This is a genomic window from Xanthomonas populi, assembly GCF_002940065.1.
Lineage (GTDB): Bacteria > Pseudomonadota > Gammaproteobacteria > Xanthomonadales > Xanthomonadaceae > Xanthomonas > Xanthomonas populi.
The window spans coordinates 17765-34625 of sequence record NZ_MDEJ01000005.1 but is presented as its reverse complement, the minus strand read 5'-3'; the positions used below and the strand labels follow the sequence as shown (position 1 = coordinate 34625).

Below are 16861 nucleotides of genomic sequence, written 5' to 3'. Positions count from 1 at the left end.
GGCGACTGGCGATTCGCCTCGTCAATCGTCCCGTGGCGATGACGGCTCGACGACCAACAACTTGAGGCAGCTCACCTTATCCGGTTAATGCTCTGGCGGCATCGAACGCAGTGTCGAACATGCGCTGCACGGGCGGTGCGAATTCGCTGGCGAAACTGGACAGCAGAAACAGGCCCAGCAACACCGTCAGCGGCAAGCCCAACTGCACTGGATTCAACGCCGGCGCCGCTTTGGCCAATGCGCCCAAGGCCAGGTTGACCGCCAGCATCGCTACCATCATCGGCAGCGCCAACGTCAGCCCGCCGCGCAGAATCTGCAGGAACAGCGTGGGGGCCACTTCGGCGAAGGCCGCCGCATCCGGCACTGCCGTGCCGATCGGCAAGGCCTTATAGCTGTCCACCAACAGCGAGATCACCGCCAGGTGCCAATTGGCCGCGAAGAACAGCAGCCCGAATCCGATATAGAACCACTGCGCGATCACGCCGGAGGTCACCCCGCGCAGCGGATCGGACATCTGCGCAAACGACAGGCCGGTGGACTGCGACACCAGCTCGCCCGCCAACGCGCCGGCCTCAAAAATCAGCTTCAGCATGAAGCCCATGCTGGCGCCCACCGCCAGCTCACGCGCCACGCTGAGCAATGCCTGCGCGGTAAACCCGTCCCACTCCGGCACTGGCGGCAGCAGCGGCGCCAGCACCATCGACAAGGTGCCGGCCAACATCACCCGGACCCGTCCAGGCACCGCGCGCGTGCCGATCAACGGCATCGCGGTCAGCAGCGCGCCGGTGCGCAGCATCGTCCACATGATCGCCCCGACCATCGCAAACGCGCGCTGGCCATCGATCACCATCTGGGTAGCGGCATCCATCCGAGCTATCCCGCTAACCGATCAGATGCGGAATGCGCTGAAACAGCGCAATGGTGAACTCCACTAGATGCCCCAGCAGCATGCTGCCGGTGGCAAACAGGGTGGCCGTCAGCGCGACGGCTTTGGCGACGAAGGCGATGGTCGGTTCGTTCAACTTGGTGGCGGCTTGCACGACGCCGATCACCACGCCAACCACCAGCACCGCCAGCAACATCGGCCCGGCAATCCACAAGACGGTGACCAGGCCACCACGCAATTCAGTCAGGGCGATTTCAGGGCTCATGGAGAGGTGTGATGCAAGTGGAGTGCCAAAAAGGACGGGATTGGGAATTGGGATTCGTCGGTCGGTTGGCATCTGGAGTGCCGCAGCGACCAGACGCAGACCTGTCCGCATCCAGGCCACTACCTGACTGCGTCAGTGCAGTCGCAACCGTTGCCGGTAAAACGCATGTCACGCTTCGAAAGCGGGAACCAGGTTTTGCAGCTACGACGCGTTGAAACTCGCCGCCAACGTGCCCACCACCAACACCCACCCATCCACCAGGATGAACAGCAGAATCTTGAACGGCGCGGAGATCAACATCGGCGACAGCATCATCATGCCCATCGACATCAGCACGCTGGCCACCACCAGATCGATGATCACGAACGGAATGAAGATCAAAAAGCCGATCTCGAACGCGGTCTTCAACTCGCTGGTCACAAACGACGCGACCAGCACCGGAAACGGCACCGCGTCCGGGCCGGCGTACTTGCCGTCGCCGGCCATGCCGGCGAAGGTCATCAGATCGGTTTCGCGGATCTGCGCCAGCATGAAGGCGCGCAGCGGCTGGGTGGTCAGCGTCCAGGCGGTCTGGAAGTCGATCTGGTTGTTGAGGTACGGCGACAGGCCGGCGCCCCACATCTTTTGCCACACCGGCATCATCACCAGCGCGGTCAGGAACATCGACAGCCCCAGCAGCACCTGATTGGAGGGGGTCTGGCCGGTGCCCAGCGCCTGGCGCAGCAGGCCCAGCACGATGGTGATGCGGGTGAAGGCGGTCAGCACCAGCAGCATCGACGGCAGCAGCGTAATCGCCGTCATCAGCAGCAAGGTCTGCAACGGCAGGCTCACCGGTTGGTCGCCGATGCGGCCGACACTCACATTCGGCAACGCCGGCAACTGGTTGGCGCCGGCCGGGGCGGGGGCCGGTGTTGCGGCGGGCGCAGCTGCCTGGGCTATGGCCGGCAAGGCGGCAGGTGCGGCGGTGGCCAGTAACGGGCAGCTCATCACCAGCAGAATCAACACCAGGCGCAGGCTGCGCCCCCAGCGATTCCGACGACTGAACATGTCACGGGTCCTTGCGCAGCTTCTGTGCGAGCAGCTGGGCGAAATTGGGGAGTTGCTTGAAGTTGGGCAGGGTGGGGGCGGGCGCGGACGGCAGCGGTTCGGACAAGGTGTGCAAGGTGCTGATGCCGCCGGCGGTGACGCCGAGCAACAACTGCTGGCCGTTCACCTCCACCACCACCACGCGTTCCTTGGCACCCACTGCCAGGCTGGTCACCACACGGCAGGCCCTCGGTCGTGCGGAAACCGCTGCCGGGCAGGCGCTTGAGCAACCAGCCCAGGCCAACGATCAGCGCGAGCACCAACAGCAATGCAAAGACTGCGCCAAACAGGCTGGGCGAGGACGGTGCCTGCGCGCCGACCTGGCTGGCCTGGGCCGCCACCGGCGCGGCAGTGGCCAACACGCCGATCACCGCAGCCTCCGGATCCGTTCGCTGGGGCTGACCACATCGGTCAGGCGGATGCCGAAGCGGTCGTTGATCACCACCACTTCGCCATGCGCGATCAAGGTGCCGTTGACGTACACGTCCAGCGGCTCGCCGGCACCGCGCTCCAGTTCCACCACCGAGCCCTGGTTGAGCTGCAGCAGGTTGCGGATCGGGATGCGCGCGCGGCCCACTTCCAGCGACAGGGTCACCGGCACGTCCAGGATGACGTCCAGGTTGAGGTCGGTGGCAGTGAGGTCGCGCTCGGCATGCAGGCTTTCGAAGGTGGCGCGCGCGGCGTCGAGGATGTCGGAGTTGATCATTTGCTGGGGTCCTGGGATGGAACGGCACGCGGGGCTTGCACGCCGGGCGGGCGTACGGCGGTGATCTTGACGGCGTTGTTGCCATTGGAAACGCCGAATTCGCCGGTGAACAACGGGATTTCCTCCACGCACAGCGGCACCTGTGCGGGCAGATCGATCGGCAGGATGTCGCCAACCTTCAAACCGGTGAGCTGACGCAGGCTCATGCGCTTGCTGGCCAGTACGCTGGACAGGGTCACCTCGGCGGTGTTCAGTTGCTCGCGCAGCATCACGTTCCAGGAATCGTCGCGGTCGTTGCGGTCGCTCTGGATGCCGGCATCGAGCAATTCGCGGATCGGCTCCAGCATCGAATACGGCAGGGTGATGTGGATCTCGCCGCCGCCGCCTTCCAGCTCCACGTGGAAGCGGCACACCACCACGTACTCGCGCGGGGTGACGATATTGGCGAAGTGCGGGTTGATCTCCGAGTTGATGTACTCCAAGTCCACTTCCATCACCGGCGCCCAGGCTTCCTTCAGATCGGCGAAGGTCTGCTTGAGCATCAGATGCACCACGCGCATCTCGGTGGCGGTAAATTCGCGACCTTCGATGCGGGTGTGGTAACGGCCGTCGCCACCGAAGAAGTTGTCCACCACGGCGAACACCAGCGTGGGTTCGAACACGATCAGGCCGGTGCCGCGCAGCGGCTTGAAGCGGATCAGGTTGAGGTTGGTCGGCACATACAGCGAGTGCATGTATTCGTTGAACTTGACCAGGTCGATGCCGCGCACCGACAGGTCGGCCGAGCGCCGGATCAGGTTGAACAAGCCGATACGCCAGAGCCGCGCGAAGCGCTCGTTGACCATTTCCAGGGTTGGCATGCGCCCGCGGATGATGCGGTCCTGGCTGGACAGATCGTATTGGCGTGCCTCGCCGGGCAGTGCCGCCGGCTCTGTGTTGACCACGCCCGAATCGACGCCGTGCAGCAGGGCATCGATTTCGTCCTGGGAAAGCAGATCGCTGACGCTCATGGGCGGTGCCTTACTGGGTAACGAAACTGGTGAACAGCAGTTCTTCGACGCACTTCTTGCCGGTCTCGCTGGTCATGACTTTCTGTGCTTCAACCAGCGCGGCTTTCTGCAGCTTCTGCTTGCCGACCAGGTCGGACACGTCGGTGGCCTTGGTCTGCGACAGCAGCATCAGCAGATGCGCACGGATGGCCGGGGCGTTCTCGGTGATGAGCTTGAGTTCTTCCGGGTCGCGGGTGACCAGCTGCACTTCGACCTGCAGATATTGCGGGCCATCGCCAGGGTCGGCCAGATTGACCACGATTGCCGGGTCCATCGGGAAGTATTGCGCCGGCTTGGGTACTTCGGCGACCTTGGCCTCGGCGTGCTTGCCGCCTTTCTCATCGCCCTTGTGGCCGAAGAAGAACCAGGCACCGCCGCCAGCGGCCGCAAGCACCACCACACCGATGGCGATCAGCAGGATGGACTTCTTGCCACCCTTCTTCTTTTCGCCCTTCTCGTCTTTTTCTTCGGTCTTCTTGGGTTTTTCGGCGGCTGCCACAGCCTGCTCCAGGGGGAATGCTCACCCTGTGGATGCAATTGGCATGCCAAAACCGCGACGGTTTTCTGGCGCCATGTGTGCGTCAACGCGAAACCCCTCGCAGGCCTTGCGCTGCGAGGGGGGCGGGGCGTGTCGGCAGAACCTCGACACGCGGTTGTCAGTTGCGCGGGGGCCAGCCCGGCGCACACTCTCAGGCGTAAGCGTCCAGCAATCCACGCTGGCGCAACACCACTGACGGAATTCCGACGGGCGGGCTGTCGTCCAGGGTCAGGCCATTGCCGTCGTTGCTGCCGCCGTTGCGATTGCCGGACTGGCTCTGCGGTTGCTGGCCCACATCTGCCTGGCCCAGCTGGAAACCGTGCTGGCCGAGCATGTCGCGCAGGCGCGGCAAGCTTTGTTCCAGCGCCTGGCGGACCTCGGCATTGGCGGAGGTGAAGCTGGCATTGACCTTGTCGCCGTCCAGATGCAGACGCACCTCGACCGGACCCATCTCGTTCGGGGTCACCTTGATGTGCGCATGGCCGATCTTCTGGTCGGCCAGCCAGCTCATACGCGCGCCGATGGCGTCGTCGAAATTGTCGCTGCCCATCTCCGGGGTCGGGGTGGGCGAGGCGCTTAACACCGGCGCCGGGTCTTGCAGGCGACCGAGTGAGGCGGCCGTGGTGGTCGGCAGCACGAAGGCAGGGGCGTCCGGGGCTGCCGGGGCGGCGGCGTCATCGAGGGCCGGTTCCAGTGCCCTGGTGGCCATGCTCATCAGCGCGGCGGTCTGGGCATCGCCGCTCAACCCGGTGGCGGAGGTCGGCTTGGCGCCCGTGGCGGTTGCCGGTGCCAGAGCGCCCAGCGAGGGCAGGGCGGTGCCAGTGGTGGTCGTTGCGGTAGCTGCAGCGGCATCGGTGGGCAGGGCGGTTGCAGTCGTCGTGGCGCCTGCTGCGCCGGCCAGGCTGGCGGTCAGGGCCGCTGCTGCGGCAGCCAGCACCTCGCCACCGGGCAGGGCTTGCGCCAGCAGGCCCATGCCGAAGCCGCCCAGGCCCGGCGGCGGCCAGGTGGAATCGGTGGCCGTGGCCGCTTCGGCAGCTGCGTCTTCGCTGGCGGTTGCGGTCTTGGCGTTCTTGTCGGTTTTGGCGGTGCCGGCGGCAGTGCTGCTGTCGACTGCTGCCGGTTCCTTGGCGGAGCCGGACTTGGCAGGCTTTGCGGATGTGCTGTCGCCGTCCTGCGAGCGCGCACGTGCGGTGGTATCGCCCGGTGCATCGTCGCCGTTGTCGTTATCGTCGCGGTGCTTGTCGGACGGGTTGGGTTTGGGCGCAGCCTGCTTGGCCGGCACGCGCTCGGGCGCCTGCGGCGGGGCCTGATTCGGCGTGTTGGCCGGATTGAGCATGCGCGCGAACTGGTCCTGGCCGGCGTCCGGCTCGGACGAGGGGTCGCTATAGCTGGATTTCTTGCCGGTGTTGGCAAGCGCGCCAAGGCCGGCGGCGAAAGCGGAAAGGGGGTTCATGCGGATTCTCCGTGGGTGTCTTCGCTGCGTGCCAGGCGCGAACGGCGTGCGCCCAGGTCGTCCATCTCACGCTGGTCGCGGCGTTCGATCACCTTGTTCTCCTGCGCGCGGTAGCTGGCAGCCAGTTGCTCCAGCACCTGTTTTTCGCGGCTGGCCAGCAGCAGCCGGGTGCGCTCGGCTTCCACCTTGGTGCGGTTGCTTTCCACCGTCTGCGCCTGTTGCAGAACGGCGCTGTCCAGCCGGTCCAGGAAGGCGCGGCGATTGGTCAGCGCAGCGGCGCTGGTGCCGGCCATGTGGCTGTTGGCGTATTCCTCGGCATAGCGGCGCAGTTCTTCCAGACGCGACTGATGGGTGTCCAGAGCGCGCTGACGCTCGGACAGATCGCGCGCCACCTTGTCTTCCTGTTCCTGGGCGCGGCGCAGCAGGGGGTCGATCCGTTTGGACTGCATCATGGATTAGTTCTCGGGTTCGACCAGCCGCTGCAGCGCGGACAGGCTGTCGGGCAGGTGGGCGGCCTTGTGGACGTCCTGTCCCAGGAATTCGACGATGTCCGGCCAACGGGCCAACGCTTCGTCGGTGGCCGGATCGCTGCCGCGCTGATAGGCGCCGATTGCGATCAGGTCGCGATTGGACGAGTACGCCGAGAGCAGCCGCTTGAGCTTGCGGATGCGCAGGCGCCAGGTGTCGTCGGCGATGTCCTGCACCACGCGGCTGACCGAGGATTCCACGTCGATGGCCGGATACAGGCCGCTGTCGGCAACCCGACGCGAGAGCAGGATGTGGCCGTCCAGGATAGCGCGCGCCGCGTCGGCGATCGGGTCCTGCGGGTCGTCGCCTTCGGTCAGCACGGTGTAGAAAGCGGTGATCGAACCGCGGCCCTTGGCACCGTTGCCGGCGCGTTCCACCAGCGCCGGCAATTTGGCGAACACCGACGGCGGGTAGCCGCGGGTGGTCGGTGGCTCGCCCACCGACAGGCCGATCTCACGCTGCGCCTGGGCGAAACGGGTCAGCGAATCCATCAGCAGCAGCACGTTCAAGCCCTGGTCGCGGAACCATTCGGCAATGGCGGTGGCGCGGTAGGCGCCGTGCAGACGCGCCAGCGGCGGGCGGTCGGCCGGGGCGGCCACAACCACGGCGCGGCGCAGGCCTTCTTCGCCCAGCGTGGTTTCGACGAAGTCGCGCACTTCGCGACCACGTTCGCCGATCAGCCCCACCACGATCACGTCGGCCGAGGTGAAGCGGGTCATCATGCCGAGCAGTGTCGATTTACCGACGCCGGAGCCGGCGAACAGGCCCACACGCTGGCCGCGCCCGATCGGCAGCAGCGCGTTGATCGCGCGCACGCCGACATCCAACGAGGTGGTGATGGGTTCGCGCGACAGTGGGTTGATCGACACGCCGGCCATGCTGACGCTGCCTTCGCCGCGGATCGGGCCCTTGCCGTCCAGCGGGGTGCCGTCGCTGTCGATGACACGGCCGAACAGACCTTCGCCCACTTCTACGCCGCCGCGGCGCCGCGAGGGCACCACGCGGGCATTGGGCAGCAGACCATGCAATTCGGCGCTGGGCATCAGATAGGTGCGTTCGCCGGCAAAGCCGACCACTTCGGCATCGACCCAGCCGCCGTCCACCTCGACCTTGCAGGTGGCGCCCATCGGCGCCGCGCAGCCGGTGGCTTCCAGGGTCAGGCCGACCGCGCGGCGCAGAATGCCTTCGCGGATCAAGGTGCGGCCGGCCGTTGGCTCCAGCCCCAGCCCGCTCAGGCGGGTGGCCAGGCGCAGGTTGCGCGCGTCCAGCCAATCGGCCGGGGCTGGGGTGGCGCCCAACAGGTCGCTCACAGGCCCGCTCCGGAGTTGCGCATGACGGTTTCCAACGCGGCCCGCAGGCGCGCCTCCAGGGTTCCGTCCACGCGCACGCTTTCGGCGTGCACGCGCAGGTCGCCGCGGCTCAGACTCAGGTCCGGGGCCACGCGGGTGGTGCTGCTGGGCGCCAGATGGGGCAGCAGCGCGGTGATGTCGTCCGGGTGCAGGCGCACTTCCACTTCGCGACCGGCACTGCCGACCGCATCGATGGCTTCGTGCACCAGATCGGCCAGCAGCTGCGGTTCGACCTGGTAGGCACGCCCCACCAGCGAACCGGCAATGCGCACGGCCAGCTCGCCGAGCGCGCCCACCACTTCGTTCTCCAGCCGCGCCAGCGGGCGGGTGAAGTTGTCCAGAATGCCGTCGATCTGTGCGGTCAACCGGCGCACCTCGGATTGGCCCTGGGCGAAGCCTTCGGCATGCCCGCGCTCCAGACCTTCCTGATGGGCGGCGTCTTCGATGGCCTGGATCTCTTCCAGGGTCGGCGGGCGCAGCACCGGCTCATACACCGCCGGTTCGTCGAAGTCGGTTTCCGGCAGCGCCGGGGCCATGTGCAGGTCGGGGGCTAACCAACGGGTGACGATGTCGTTCATACCATCGCCTCCGCACCGGCGCCGCCCAGGCTGATGGCGCCTTCGTCAGCCAGGCGGCGGACGATGGTGAGGATTTCCTTCTGCGCCGCTTCCACGTCGGCCAGGCGCACCGGGCCGCGTGCTTCCATGTCTTCGAGCAGGATTTCTGCGGCGCGCTGGGACATGTTGCGGGTGATCTTTTCGCGCACCTTGGTGTCGGCGCCGCGCAGGGCCAGGCCCAGGCGCTCGCCGGACACTTCGCGCAGCAGCGTCTGCAGGCCGCGGTCGTCCAGGTCCACCAGGTTGTCGAACACGAACATCAGATCCTGGATCTTGCTGGCCAGGTCGGCGTCGATCTTGCCGATCTCGCCCAGCACACCCTGCTCGGGGCCGGTGTCGAGGAAGTTGAGGATATTGGCAGCCACCTTGATGCCGCCCACGTTCGACGACTTGAGGTTCTGGTTGCCGGAAAACTGGCGCTCCATGATGTCGTTGAGCTCGCTCAGGGCGTTCGGCGGGATGCCGTCCAGGGTGGCGATGCGCAGCAGCACGTCGGCGCGGGTGCGCTCGGGCAGCAGCTTCAGCGCTTCAGCGGCCTGGTCGCTGTCCAGATGCGCCATGACGATGGCGATGATCTGCGGGTGCTCGTTGCGCACCAGATCGGCCACCGCGCGCGGGTCCATCCACTTCAAGGTGTCCAGACCGGTGGTGTTGCGGCCGAGCAGGATGCGGTCGATCAGGCCACCGGCCTTGTCGGCCCCCAGCGCCTGAATCAGCACGTTGCGGATGTAGTCGTCGGCGCCCACGCCCAGCGAGGTCTTGCCGGCCAGTTCGCCGTTGAAGTCGTCCATCACCTTCTCGACCTGATCGCGCGAGATCCCGGTCATGGTGGCCATGGCGATGCCGATCTTCTGCACCTCCTTGGGGTCCATGTGCTTGAGCACTTCGGCGGCGTCGCTTTCCCCAAGCGACAGTAACAGCACCGCGGCGCGCTGTACTCCGGTCATCGGTGGTGTATCAGGCTTCACTGGCGACCCATCCCTTTACGACTTGTGCGACACGTTTTGAATCGGCTTTGACGGCTTCGCGTGCGACCCGCATGCGCTCTTCGTAGGCATCCGGCAGGGCGATCGGGGCTTTCTTGTCCTGACCGAGCTGGGCGGTGTCTTCTTCCAGGCGCGGCATCAGGTCGTCATCGTCGACCATCCGCACGTCGGCGCTTTGCGGAGTGCCATCGTTGCCACCCTTGCGTTGCTTGTCCTTGACCACAGTCACGCCGGTGAGTTGACGCAGGGTGGGGCGCACCACGCCGAACAGCAGCGCCAGCACCACCACCGCACCGACCAGCAGGCGAAGACCGTTCTGCACGCGCGGGTCTTCCCACCACTTCGGGCCTTCTTCGCCGGCCACCGCTTCACGCACGAACGGGGCATTCATCACCGACACCGTGTCGCCACGTGCCGCATCGAAACCCACTGCCTGCTTGACCAGGCCTTCGATGCGGGTGAGCTCGGCGGCGGTCAGCGGCTGCTCGACGATCTTGCCCTTGGCACCGGGGCGCGGCACGTTGTCCAGCAGCACTGCCACCGAGACCCGCTTGATGCGGCCGGCCGGCTGACGGGTGTGTTGCAAGGTCCGGTCCAATTCGTAATTGCGGGTAGCGCTCTTGGAACTTTCGGTCGGTGCGGCGGGGGCGGCGGCCTGGCCGTTGGCAGCGGCCGGGGTGCCCGGTGCGCCGGCAGTGGCGTTGGCGGCCGGCGCCGGCGGCTGACCGGGGCTGTTGCTGGTGGCGCCCGGGGGGCCTTGCGGGCCGGTGGCGCTGGTGCTGCTGCTGCTGTCGTTGACCTGCTCGCTGCGCAGCTTGGCCGGCTCGCCGTTATAGAGCTCGCGGGCTTCTTCGACCACAGAGAAATCCATGTCCACGCTGACTTCCGGGTTGACCCTGCCGGCGCCGGTCATCGGCTCGAGCAATTCGCGAATGCGCTGGTTGTAGGAGCTTTCCTGGCGGCGCACCTGTTCGAACTGAGCGGCGTCACTGTTGGGATCGGCAATGGAGAGCATGCGGCCGCTCTGGTCGACCACGGTCACGCGTTCGGGGGTCATGTCCGGAATGCTGGAGGCGACCAGGTTGACGATAGCATCCACTTGATTGCGCTCCAGGCCCTGGCCGCCACGCAGCTCCAGCACCACCGAGGCGCTGGCCACGTCGCGCTGGCGGGTGAAGGCGCTGGGCTTGGGAATGGCCAGATGCACACGGGCCTCGCGCACCGGGCGCAGGGTGCCGATGGTGCGCGACAATTCGGTTTCCAGGGCGTGCTGGTAGCGGGCGTTTTCCACGAACTGGCTGACGCCGAAGCCCGGGTCTTTTTCCATCAACTCGAAGCCGCCGCCGGTTTCCTTGCCGGTCAGGCCGGAGCCGGCCAGCTTCAGGCGGGCGTCGTACAGACGGTCTCGCGGCACCGAGATGGCGCCGGTGTTCTGGTCGATCTTGAACGGGATCTGCGCGGTGCGCAGCAGGTCGGCCGCCTCGGCATTGCCCTTGTCGTCCAGGCCGGTGTACAGCGACTGGTAGCCGGGTTTCTGCGACCAGTAGAACACCGCCAGACCGGCCCCCACCGCCAGGGCGATCATCGCCATCATGGTCAGCTTGCGGGTGATCTGCAGGCTGCGGACACGGTCGAACCACTGCCCGGCCTTTTCGGCGTTCTGGTTGATATTTTCTTTGGAAATCGCGAGTGCCATGTGTCGTTAACCCTTACAGCGGCATATTCATGACGTCCTGCTGATAAGCCTGGACGAGACGGTTGCGGACTTCCACGGTGGCGCGGAAGGCCACTTGGGACTGTTGGGAGGCGACCATGACCCGTGCCAGATCGGCACTGGGGTCGCCCATTTCAAATGCTTTGGCCAGCGCGCCGGACTTCTGCTGGGCCTCGTTGACGCCGCCGATGGCGCCGCGCAAGGTCTCGCTGAAGCTCGGTGCCTGCGTAGCCGGCGTGCCTTGCGTACCGGCCAGCCCCTGTATCTGATTGCCGCGCGCTGCATCGCCCACCGCGCCCATCGGGCCTTGGCCCATCTGCGTCTGGTAGCTGCGGATCTGCGAGAGGATGGAGGTAACGGAATCGCTCATGGGTGCGGTCAGCCAGGGAAGCATCCACACCGATGCAAGCGGCGTGCCGAAACGGCGCCGGGATTCCGGCGCGGGGGCGGGACGCGCTGCAAGTACGGTAGTGCGGATAGATCAGGTGTAGAGCGGCTGATCTGCTGCTTGGCTGCAGGGCCCTTGCCCGCCCACCCTCGCGGGACACGCTGCAAGTACGTCCCTGTAAGCTCTTACGCGGCATCCATACCGCGTAAGGTCCCGCGACGGTGGGTGGGCAAGGACCAGTCAGGATGGTCGGTGTGCATGATGCAAGCACTACATGACGTGCGTTGTTTAAATAAATTCAGCTCCCCAACGCAATCCAAGCAGCAGGCAGGCTTCCACCCCACTACCAACCAACTCCCTGGTGCGGTGTCCTCGCCGATTGCGGGACCGTGTGGCGGCATGGATGCCGCCACCGGGCCCCCAGGGACGGGTTCACGGCGTGTCCCGCGAGCGGCGAGGGCACCGCGCGCTCGACCCACCAGGCGTTTGATCTATTCGTTTGGACTTTAGCTAAACAACGCTACGATTCGATATCTCTGCGGCGATGGGCTGATTGAATCGGCCGGCTAGGCTTTGATGACAACGTGTCCTAACAGTAGTCCATACACCTGCCCCCGTGATCCACTAATCCGGCAACCACGCCTCACGCCAGCGATCGAGATTGCTGCCGGTCAACATCCAGTCGCGTCGCACCACTTCACGCAATGCCGCGCCCTTTGCCGCCGCAGCGGCCGGGTCGGCCAGATGCTCGCGAATCGCGCCGATCCAGTCGCGGTAGCGGTTCTTCACCAGCGTCACCGGCAGGTTGCACTGGTAGCAGCGCACGTCGCTGGCGATCACCGGATAGCCGCAGGCGCCGTATTCGAGCAGGCGCAGATTGCTCTTGCACGCGTTGAACAGATTCTGCTCCACCGGTGCCAGCGCCAGATCCAGATCCAGTGCCGCCAACGCGGCCGGGTAGTGATCGATCGGCACGCCACGCTGGAAGTGATGGATGTGCTGGCGCAGCGCGAACGGATACATCCCCATGAACACCCATTCGACTTCGTCGGCCAGTTCGCGCACCACATCGGCGATCAGTTCCAGGTCGCCGTTATGGCTGGCGCCGCCGGCCCAGCCGATGCGCGGGCGGCGGCCGCGTTCGAGCGAACGCGCCGGCAACGCCTCCCACCAATGCGCCGGCAGGCGGTTTTCGGCCACGCGGATGTCGCTGTTCAGCCCGGCAAACGCCTCGGCCAACGCAGGTGTGGACACCACGAAGCGGTCCACCATGCCCAGCCCACGCCGCAGCGTCTTGAGAATGTCCTTGGGCATGTGCTCGCGATGAGCATTCTTCAACGGCAGGTTGGGCAGGTAGTCGTCCAGCTCGTAGATCTTGAACGCGCGCGATAGCGCCTTCATCCGTCGCATCGCTTCCAGCCGCGGCTCGCCGACCTGGCGTTGCAGGATCACCACGTCCGGATCCTGACGCGCCAGTTCGCTGATTTCCAGGTATCCGTTGAACAGCACGCCCTCGACCATGCCGGCTTCGCGCAAGGCCCGCAGCGGCTGAATCACCCGATAGTGGCCGCAGCCTTCGATATCGGCCGGCAGTGCGATCACAGTCGGCAGCGGCCGCCACGATTGCAGCGGCCGCCAGCTGGCGCGCGGGTCGGCCAGCTTGAAGCCCGCACCGGGATCCAGCGAAAAGCCCGGGTTGTAGGCCGGGTCGTTGGCCATCATCGGTAGCCAACGCGCGTACATCGCTTCTTCGTCGAGGGCGCTGGCCGGCGCTGCCTCGGGCGGGTCGATCAACAACTGTGCGCGCGCGGCATAGACAGTGAGATAGCCGGCCTGTTGCAGGCGCAGGCACAGATCGACATCGCTCCACTGCGCCAACGCCGGCTCCTGCGCAAAGCCGCCGGCGTCCAGAAACAGCTGGCGTGGCAGCATCAGGCATTCGCCACTGAGTGCGCTGTAGTTCTGATCCAGTTGCAGCCGCTGCAGATAGCCCGATTCGTCGAACGCGGCGCCTTCGAACGCACGCGCTGCCGGTGCTCCCAGGCCCAGCAGCAGGCCGGCGTGGTGCACGGTGCCGTCGCCCCGCAGCAGCTTGCCGGCCACAGCACCCACTTCCGGCCGCAGCGCGTGGTTGAGCAACTGCGCCAGCCAATCGGCCTTGATCGCCGCTGCGCCGTCCGCCAACCACAGCAGCACGTCCCCACGTGCCTGCTCGGCTGCGGCATTACAGACCGCTTCGCGCGAAGGTTCACCCTCAAAGCGCAGCACGCGGATCTGCTGCAAGCCGAGGTTCTCGATGCCCGCCAGCCAGTCGTGCAGCTCCGGCTGGGTGCTGTCGCCGCGCTCCAGCAGCAGCAATTCGTAATGCGGGTAGGCGGTATTGGCGAGAACGCTTTCCAGGCAGCGCTGAAGTTGCGCGAGGCGGCCATCCACCAACACCAACATGCTGACCAAGGGCTGCTGCGCGTGGTGGTAGTCCACCGTATGCCGGCCGGGTCCGTTGCGGCTCACCACCGCGTTCACGTAGCCGCGTGCGGCGAGATGGCGGGTGATGGCGCATTGTTCGTCGTCGTCGCGATGGCGCGCGGCGGCCGATGCCACCAGCAAGGGTTCGGCAATGTGCTGGATGCAGGCCAGGCCGTGGCGTTGGACCAAACCGAGCTGGTAGTCCAGTTCGAAGGCGTCGCCTGATCCACGTGGAAAGCCGCCATCGGCCAGCAGCGTGCGGTGCCGGAACAGCCAATGCCGCGACATTGTGGACGGCGCACTCAGCAACATGTCCAGATAGAGCGCCGGTCGCATCGCCAGCCCCAGCTGACCGTCGTCCAGCGCGACCACTTCATCGGCGTAGATGGCCTGACACTCATCCGGTAGCGCAAGCATCTCCAGCGCCAGCATCAACAGGCCGCTGGCGGTGAACAGGCTGCCGGCTTCGACCAGCAGCACCCAGTTGATGCAGGCCTGTGTGGCGATGGTTTGGTTGAGTGTCGCTGCCAAGCCTTGCTGGCCGATCAATACGCCGCGCTCGCCGCTATCGGCGACTTGTTGGGGCGAGCTGCTGATCACCCAGATCTGCTGATTCCGATAACACGCCGCCGCCAGACTGGCTTGTGTCGCGGCCACCGCTGCCGCATCGCCGTTGCCGTCGATCAGCATCACTGCGATGCGCGGGCCACCCGCATGCGCCTGCAAACGCGCCTCGATCAGTACGCGCTGGATGTTGCTGGGATGGCGCACACCCAACCAGATGGAGGGCGACACACGCTCGGCCATACCGGCGCTTTGCATCAGCGCATTGACCAGATCCACCGATTTGAACACCCGCGCCTTATGTGGGCTGAGCGGGGCCACGCGCACCTGACGGTTGTCGCTGCGTTCGCGTCGCCAGCCGAGTTGGCGGATGCCTTGGCGCAAATCTTCATGGCCCTGATCGCCAATACCGGGCTGATCGCGACCGGCTTGACTGAACTGCACGCGGGACACGCGAAAGTGCGTGAGCGGGCTGGACAGCAAGGCCAAGTTGCCATGACGCAGTAGCTTGACGTAAATCGCCAGCTCGCCAATCCATTGGATCGGCTTGCCGTTCAACGACATCAGCTCGGTGCCTAGCGCCACCAAGTCAGCGCGCCGACACAGCACGCAACTCGGCTCGCCGATGACATTGATGGCATGGTCGGCTAAAAACAACACCAGTTCCGGACCGTCGATCAGCACGTCTTCGCCGAACGGGAAGCTGGTGGCCAGGATGTCCGGCAACGGCGCACCGTCGTCGTCGATGCGCAACCGCCGCGAGGACGCCAGCGCGGTGCCGGGGTTACGCTCGATCGCCTCCACCAGCTGCGCAATGCAATCAGGCTGCAGCACATCGTCGTCATGCAGGAACTTGACGTACTCGCCCTGCGCCAACCCGATGCCTTTGAGGGTGCTACCGAGTTCGCCTAGCCGGCACGCATTGCGGTGGTAGCGGATCAAAAACGGTGCATCCGCCAACCTGGGCGCCAACAAGGCCTCGATGGCGCCATCGGCGTTGTCGTCGCAGATCACCAGTTCCAATGCCGTGTAGGTCTGTGCCAGCACGCTGTCCAATGCCTGCGCGAAATAGCGTGGCGTGTAGGTCGGCATGACGATGCTGACCAAGGCGTTGGAAATCAGCGGTGATCGATCGTCTTGAACAGTCAAAGGTGCATCCACGGTGTGATATCGGGGGCGGCGGCGCAGCCCAGCGTGCACCGATGGACGGTGTACATAATGGACGGTGTACATACTCGGCGCTCAGCCTTGCACAGGATGCAACAAGCGTACCGTTACGGTGGCCGGCGGGGAAATGCAGGGCCAGGGCAGGTCCATCGACGGCACCCCTCCGCGATCAAGGGTGCGATGGGGGCTGGCTGCTGCACATCATCCTTTAGACCTATTGATACGGTTTAAATATATTTAAACTTTCTCACCCTGATACTGTCAGACAGCAATGGACAAAGAAGGCGCAAGGCATCACACGCTGGATCGGCTGCACGAGCGGCGCACACAAGGGGTTCGACTGCATCGCCTTGGCCATGGTGTGATGCAGATCGTCAAGCTGACCGGGCTGTCGTCTCCGACAGTGCGCCGCGCGATCGATGATGATGCGTCAGGCGGGTTGGCGGGGATCAAGCCGAGCCGACCCGGCAGGGCTGCTGGCCAGGGTCGCGCGTTGAGTCCAGCCCAGGAGGCGAGCATCCAGCAGATCATCTGCAAAACGTCTCTTGGCCGGATCAATTGCCTACCTCCACAGCGGCGCCCAATGGCGCCTGTGGGTTCTTGTTGGACGGCGCATATCCCTCCCGACAACTGCAACGATGTCGGCACAGTGTGACTTTGTGTGCGTTTTCGCATCGATCCTTGGCAGTACGCATAAGACGGTGCACCTGCGGCGCAGGATGAGGCTGCTTGAGGCTTGGCGGGCAATCGTGCTCAACAAGGCCACCGATATGGCTCCGACTCTGTCGGTAACGCGGTACGGAATCGGCGTCCGGCGTCCGGCACCGAGCTGGCCAGGTCGACCAGCTGTGCGAACGCACGGCGCTGACCAGCGACGTGATCGAGGAGCTGCGTGACGTACCACCTAATTACGTAATGGCATCGACGGAGTCGGAGCCAACCGCCAGCCGTCTTCTAGGGAACCTTTGAACAACGTGCGGCGTTGCGCGCGCACCTGGAATTTCGCTTGATCACGGCGGTCGCCCTTGCTCAAAATCAAACACTTGCGCGTGATGGATATTGCCTCGGATGTCGATCGGAAGCTTATGAAAGAGTTGTT

Annotated in this window: 15 protein-coding genes and 2 pseudogenes; 2 read left to right on the top strand and 15 right to left on the bottom strand. The window is 65.4% G+C overall.

Translation table 11 applies throughout. The features are described from left to right. Positions 1-76 precede the first annotated feature (76 nt). The 14 genes and pseudogenes from fliR to fliE form a co-directional block, all read right to left on the bottom strand. Positions 77-868: a flagellar biosynthetic protein FliR gene (gene fliR / locus XpopCFBP1817_RS01630; RefSeq protein WP_128415700.1), complete on the bottom strand. Its 792-nt coding sequence runs from the start codon at positions 866-868 to the stop codon at positions 77-79. Positions 869-881: 13 nt separating this feature from the next. Further along, positions 882-1151: a flagellar biosynthetic protein FliQ gene (locus XpopCFBP1817_RS01625; protein WP_128415699.1), complete on the bottom strand. Its 270-nt coding sequence runs from the start codon at positions 1149-1151 to the stop codon at positions 882-884. A 201-nt stretch (positions 1152-1352) separates the two neighbouring features. Next, positions 1353-2198: a flagellar type III secretion system pore protein FliP gene (gene fliP / locus XpopCFBP1817_RS01620; protein WP_128415698.1), complete on the bottom strand. Its 846-nt coding sequence runs from the start codon at positions 2196-2198 to the stop codon at positions 1353-1355. Between the two features lies 1 nt (position 2199). Beyond that, a pseudogene (gene fliO / locus XpopCFBP1817_RS01615) lies at positions 2200-2608 on the bottom strand (flagellar biosynthetic protein FliO). Continuing rightward, a complete protein-coding gene (gene fliN / locus XpopCFBP1817_RS01610; RefSeq protein WP_128415697.1) occupies positions 2605-2943 on the bottom strand; it encodes a flagellar motor switch protein FliN in 339 nt (112 codons plus the stop codon). The pseudogene fliO and the gene fliN overlap by 4 nt, the downstream one beginning before the upstream one ends. Beyond that, positions 2940-3953: a flagellar motor switch protein FliM gene (fliM, locus tag XpopCFBP1817_RS01605; RefSeq protein ID WP_128415696.1), complete on the bottom strand. Its 1014-nt coding sequence runs from the start codon at positions 3951-3953 to the stop codon at positions 2940-2942. Before fliM ends, fliN begins: the two co-directional genes overlap by 4 nt. 10 nt (positions 3954-3963) lie before the next feature. Continuing rightward, positions 3964-4491, bottom strand: a complete 528-nt coding sequence (locus XpopCFBP1817_RS01600) for a flagellar basal body-associated FliL family protein (RefSeq protein WP_128415695.1) — start codon at positions 4489-4491, stop codon at positions 3964-3966. Positions 4492-4681: 190 nt separating this feature from the next. Next, the gene (locus tag XpopCFBP1817_RS01595) at positions 4682-5983 is read right to left on the bottom strand and encodes a flagellar hook-length control protein FliK (protein WP_128415694.1); all 1302 of its coding nucleotides are present in this window, start codon (positions 5981-5983) and stop codon (positions 4682-4684) included. After that, complete coding sequence (fliJ, locus tag XpopCFBP1817_RS01590; protein ID WP_128415693.1) at positions 5980-6435, bottom strand: flagellar export protein FliJ; 456 nt, start codon at positions 6433-6435, stop codon at positions 5980-5982. The genes XpopCFBP1817_RS01595 and fliJ overlap by 4 nt, the downstream gene beginning before the upstream one ends. 3 nt (positions 6436-6438) lie before the next feature. Then, positions 6439-7821: a FliI/YscN family ATPase gene (locus XpopCFBP1817_RS01585; protein WP_128415692.1), complete on the bottom strand. Its 1383-nt coding sequence runs from the start codon at positions 7819-7821 to the stop codon at positions 6439-6441. Then, positions 7818-8438: a FliH/SctL family protein gene (locus tag XpopCFBP1817_RS01580; protein ID WP_128415691.1), complete on the bottom strand. Its 621-nt coding sequence runs from the start codon at positions 8436-8438 to the stop codon at positions 7818-7820. The genes XpopCFBP1817_RS01585 and XpopCFBP1817_RS01580 overlap by 4 nt, the downstream gene beginning before the upstream one ends. Beyond that, positions 8435-9424 (bottom strand): flagellar motor switch protein FliG, encoded by a 990-nt coding sequence (gene fliG / locus XpopCFBP1817_RS01575; protein WP_128415690.1) that lies wholly within the window; start codon positions 9422-9424, stop codon positions 8435-8437. Before fliG ends, XpopCFBP1817_RS01580 begins: the two co-directional genes overlap by 4 nt. Positions 9425-9434: 10 nt before the next feature. Beyond that, positions 9435-11159, bottom strand: coding sequence for a flagellar basal-body MS-ring/collar protein FliF (fliF, locus tag XpopCFBP1817_RS01570; protein WP_128415689.1), 1725 nt, complete (start codon positions 11157-11159; stop codon positions 9435-9437). Positions 11160-11172: 13 nt separating this feature from the next. Beyond that, complete coding sequence (gene fliE, locus XpopCFBP1817_RS01565; protein WP_167393783.1) at positions 11173-11547, bottom strand: flagellar hook-basal body complex protein FliE; 375 nt, start codon at positions 11545-11547, stop codon at positions 11173-11175. A gap of 351 nt (positions 11548-11898) precedes the next feature. Between fliE and XpopCFBP1817_RS22500 the strand changes: the two are divergent. Beyond that, positions 11899-12122 (top strand): annotated as a pseudogene (locus tag XpopCFBP1817_RS22500) (hypothetical protein); the annotation flags it as partial. A gap of 67 nt (positions 12123-12189) precedes the next feature. Here XpopCFBP1817_RS22500 and XpopCFBP1817_RS01560 read toward each other — a convergent pair. Next, positions 12190-15687 carry a glycosyltransferase family 2 protein gene (locus tag XpopCFBP1817_RS01560; RefSeq protein ID WP_128415723.1) on the bottom strand — a complete coding sequence of 1166 codons (3498 nt, stop codon included), beginning with the start codon at positions 15685-15687 and terminating at the stop codon, positions 12190-12192. 346 nt (positions 15688-16033) lie between these two features. On the opposite strand from XpopCFBP1817_RS01560, the gene XpopCFBP1817_RS01555 reads away from it, so the two are divergent. Beyond that, on the top strand, positions 16034-16417 hold the full coding sequence (locus XpopCFBP1817_RS01555) for a helix-turn-helix domain-containing protein (protein ID WP_128415688.1): 384 nt from the start codon (positions 16034-16036) through the stop codon (positions 16415-16417). The last annotated feature ends 444 nt before the right edge of the window (positions 16418-16861 follow it).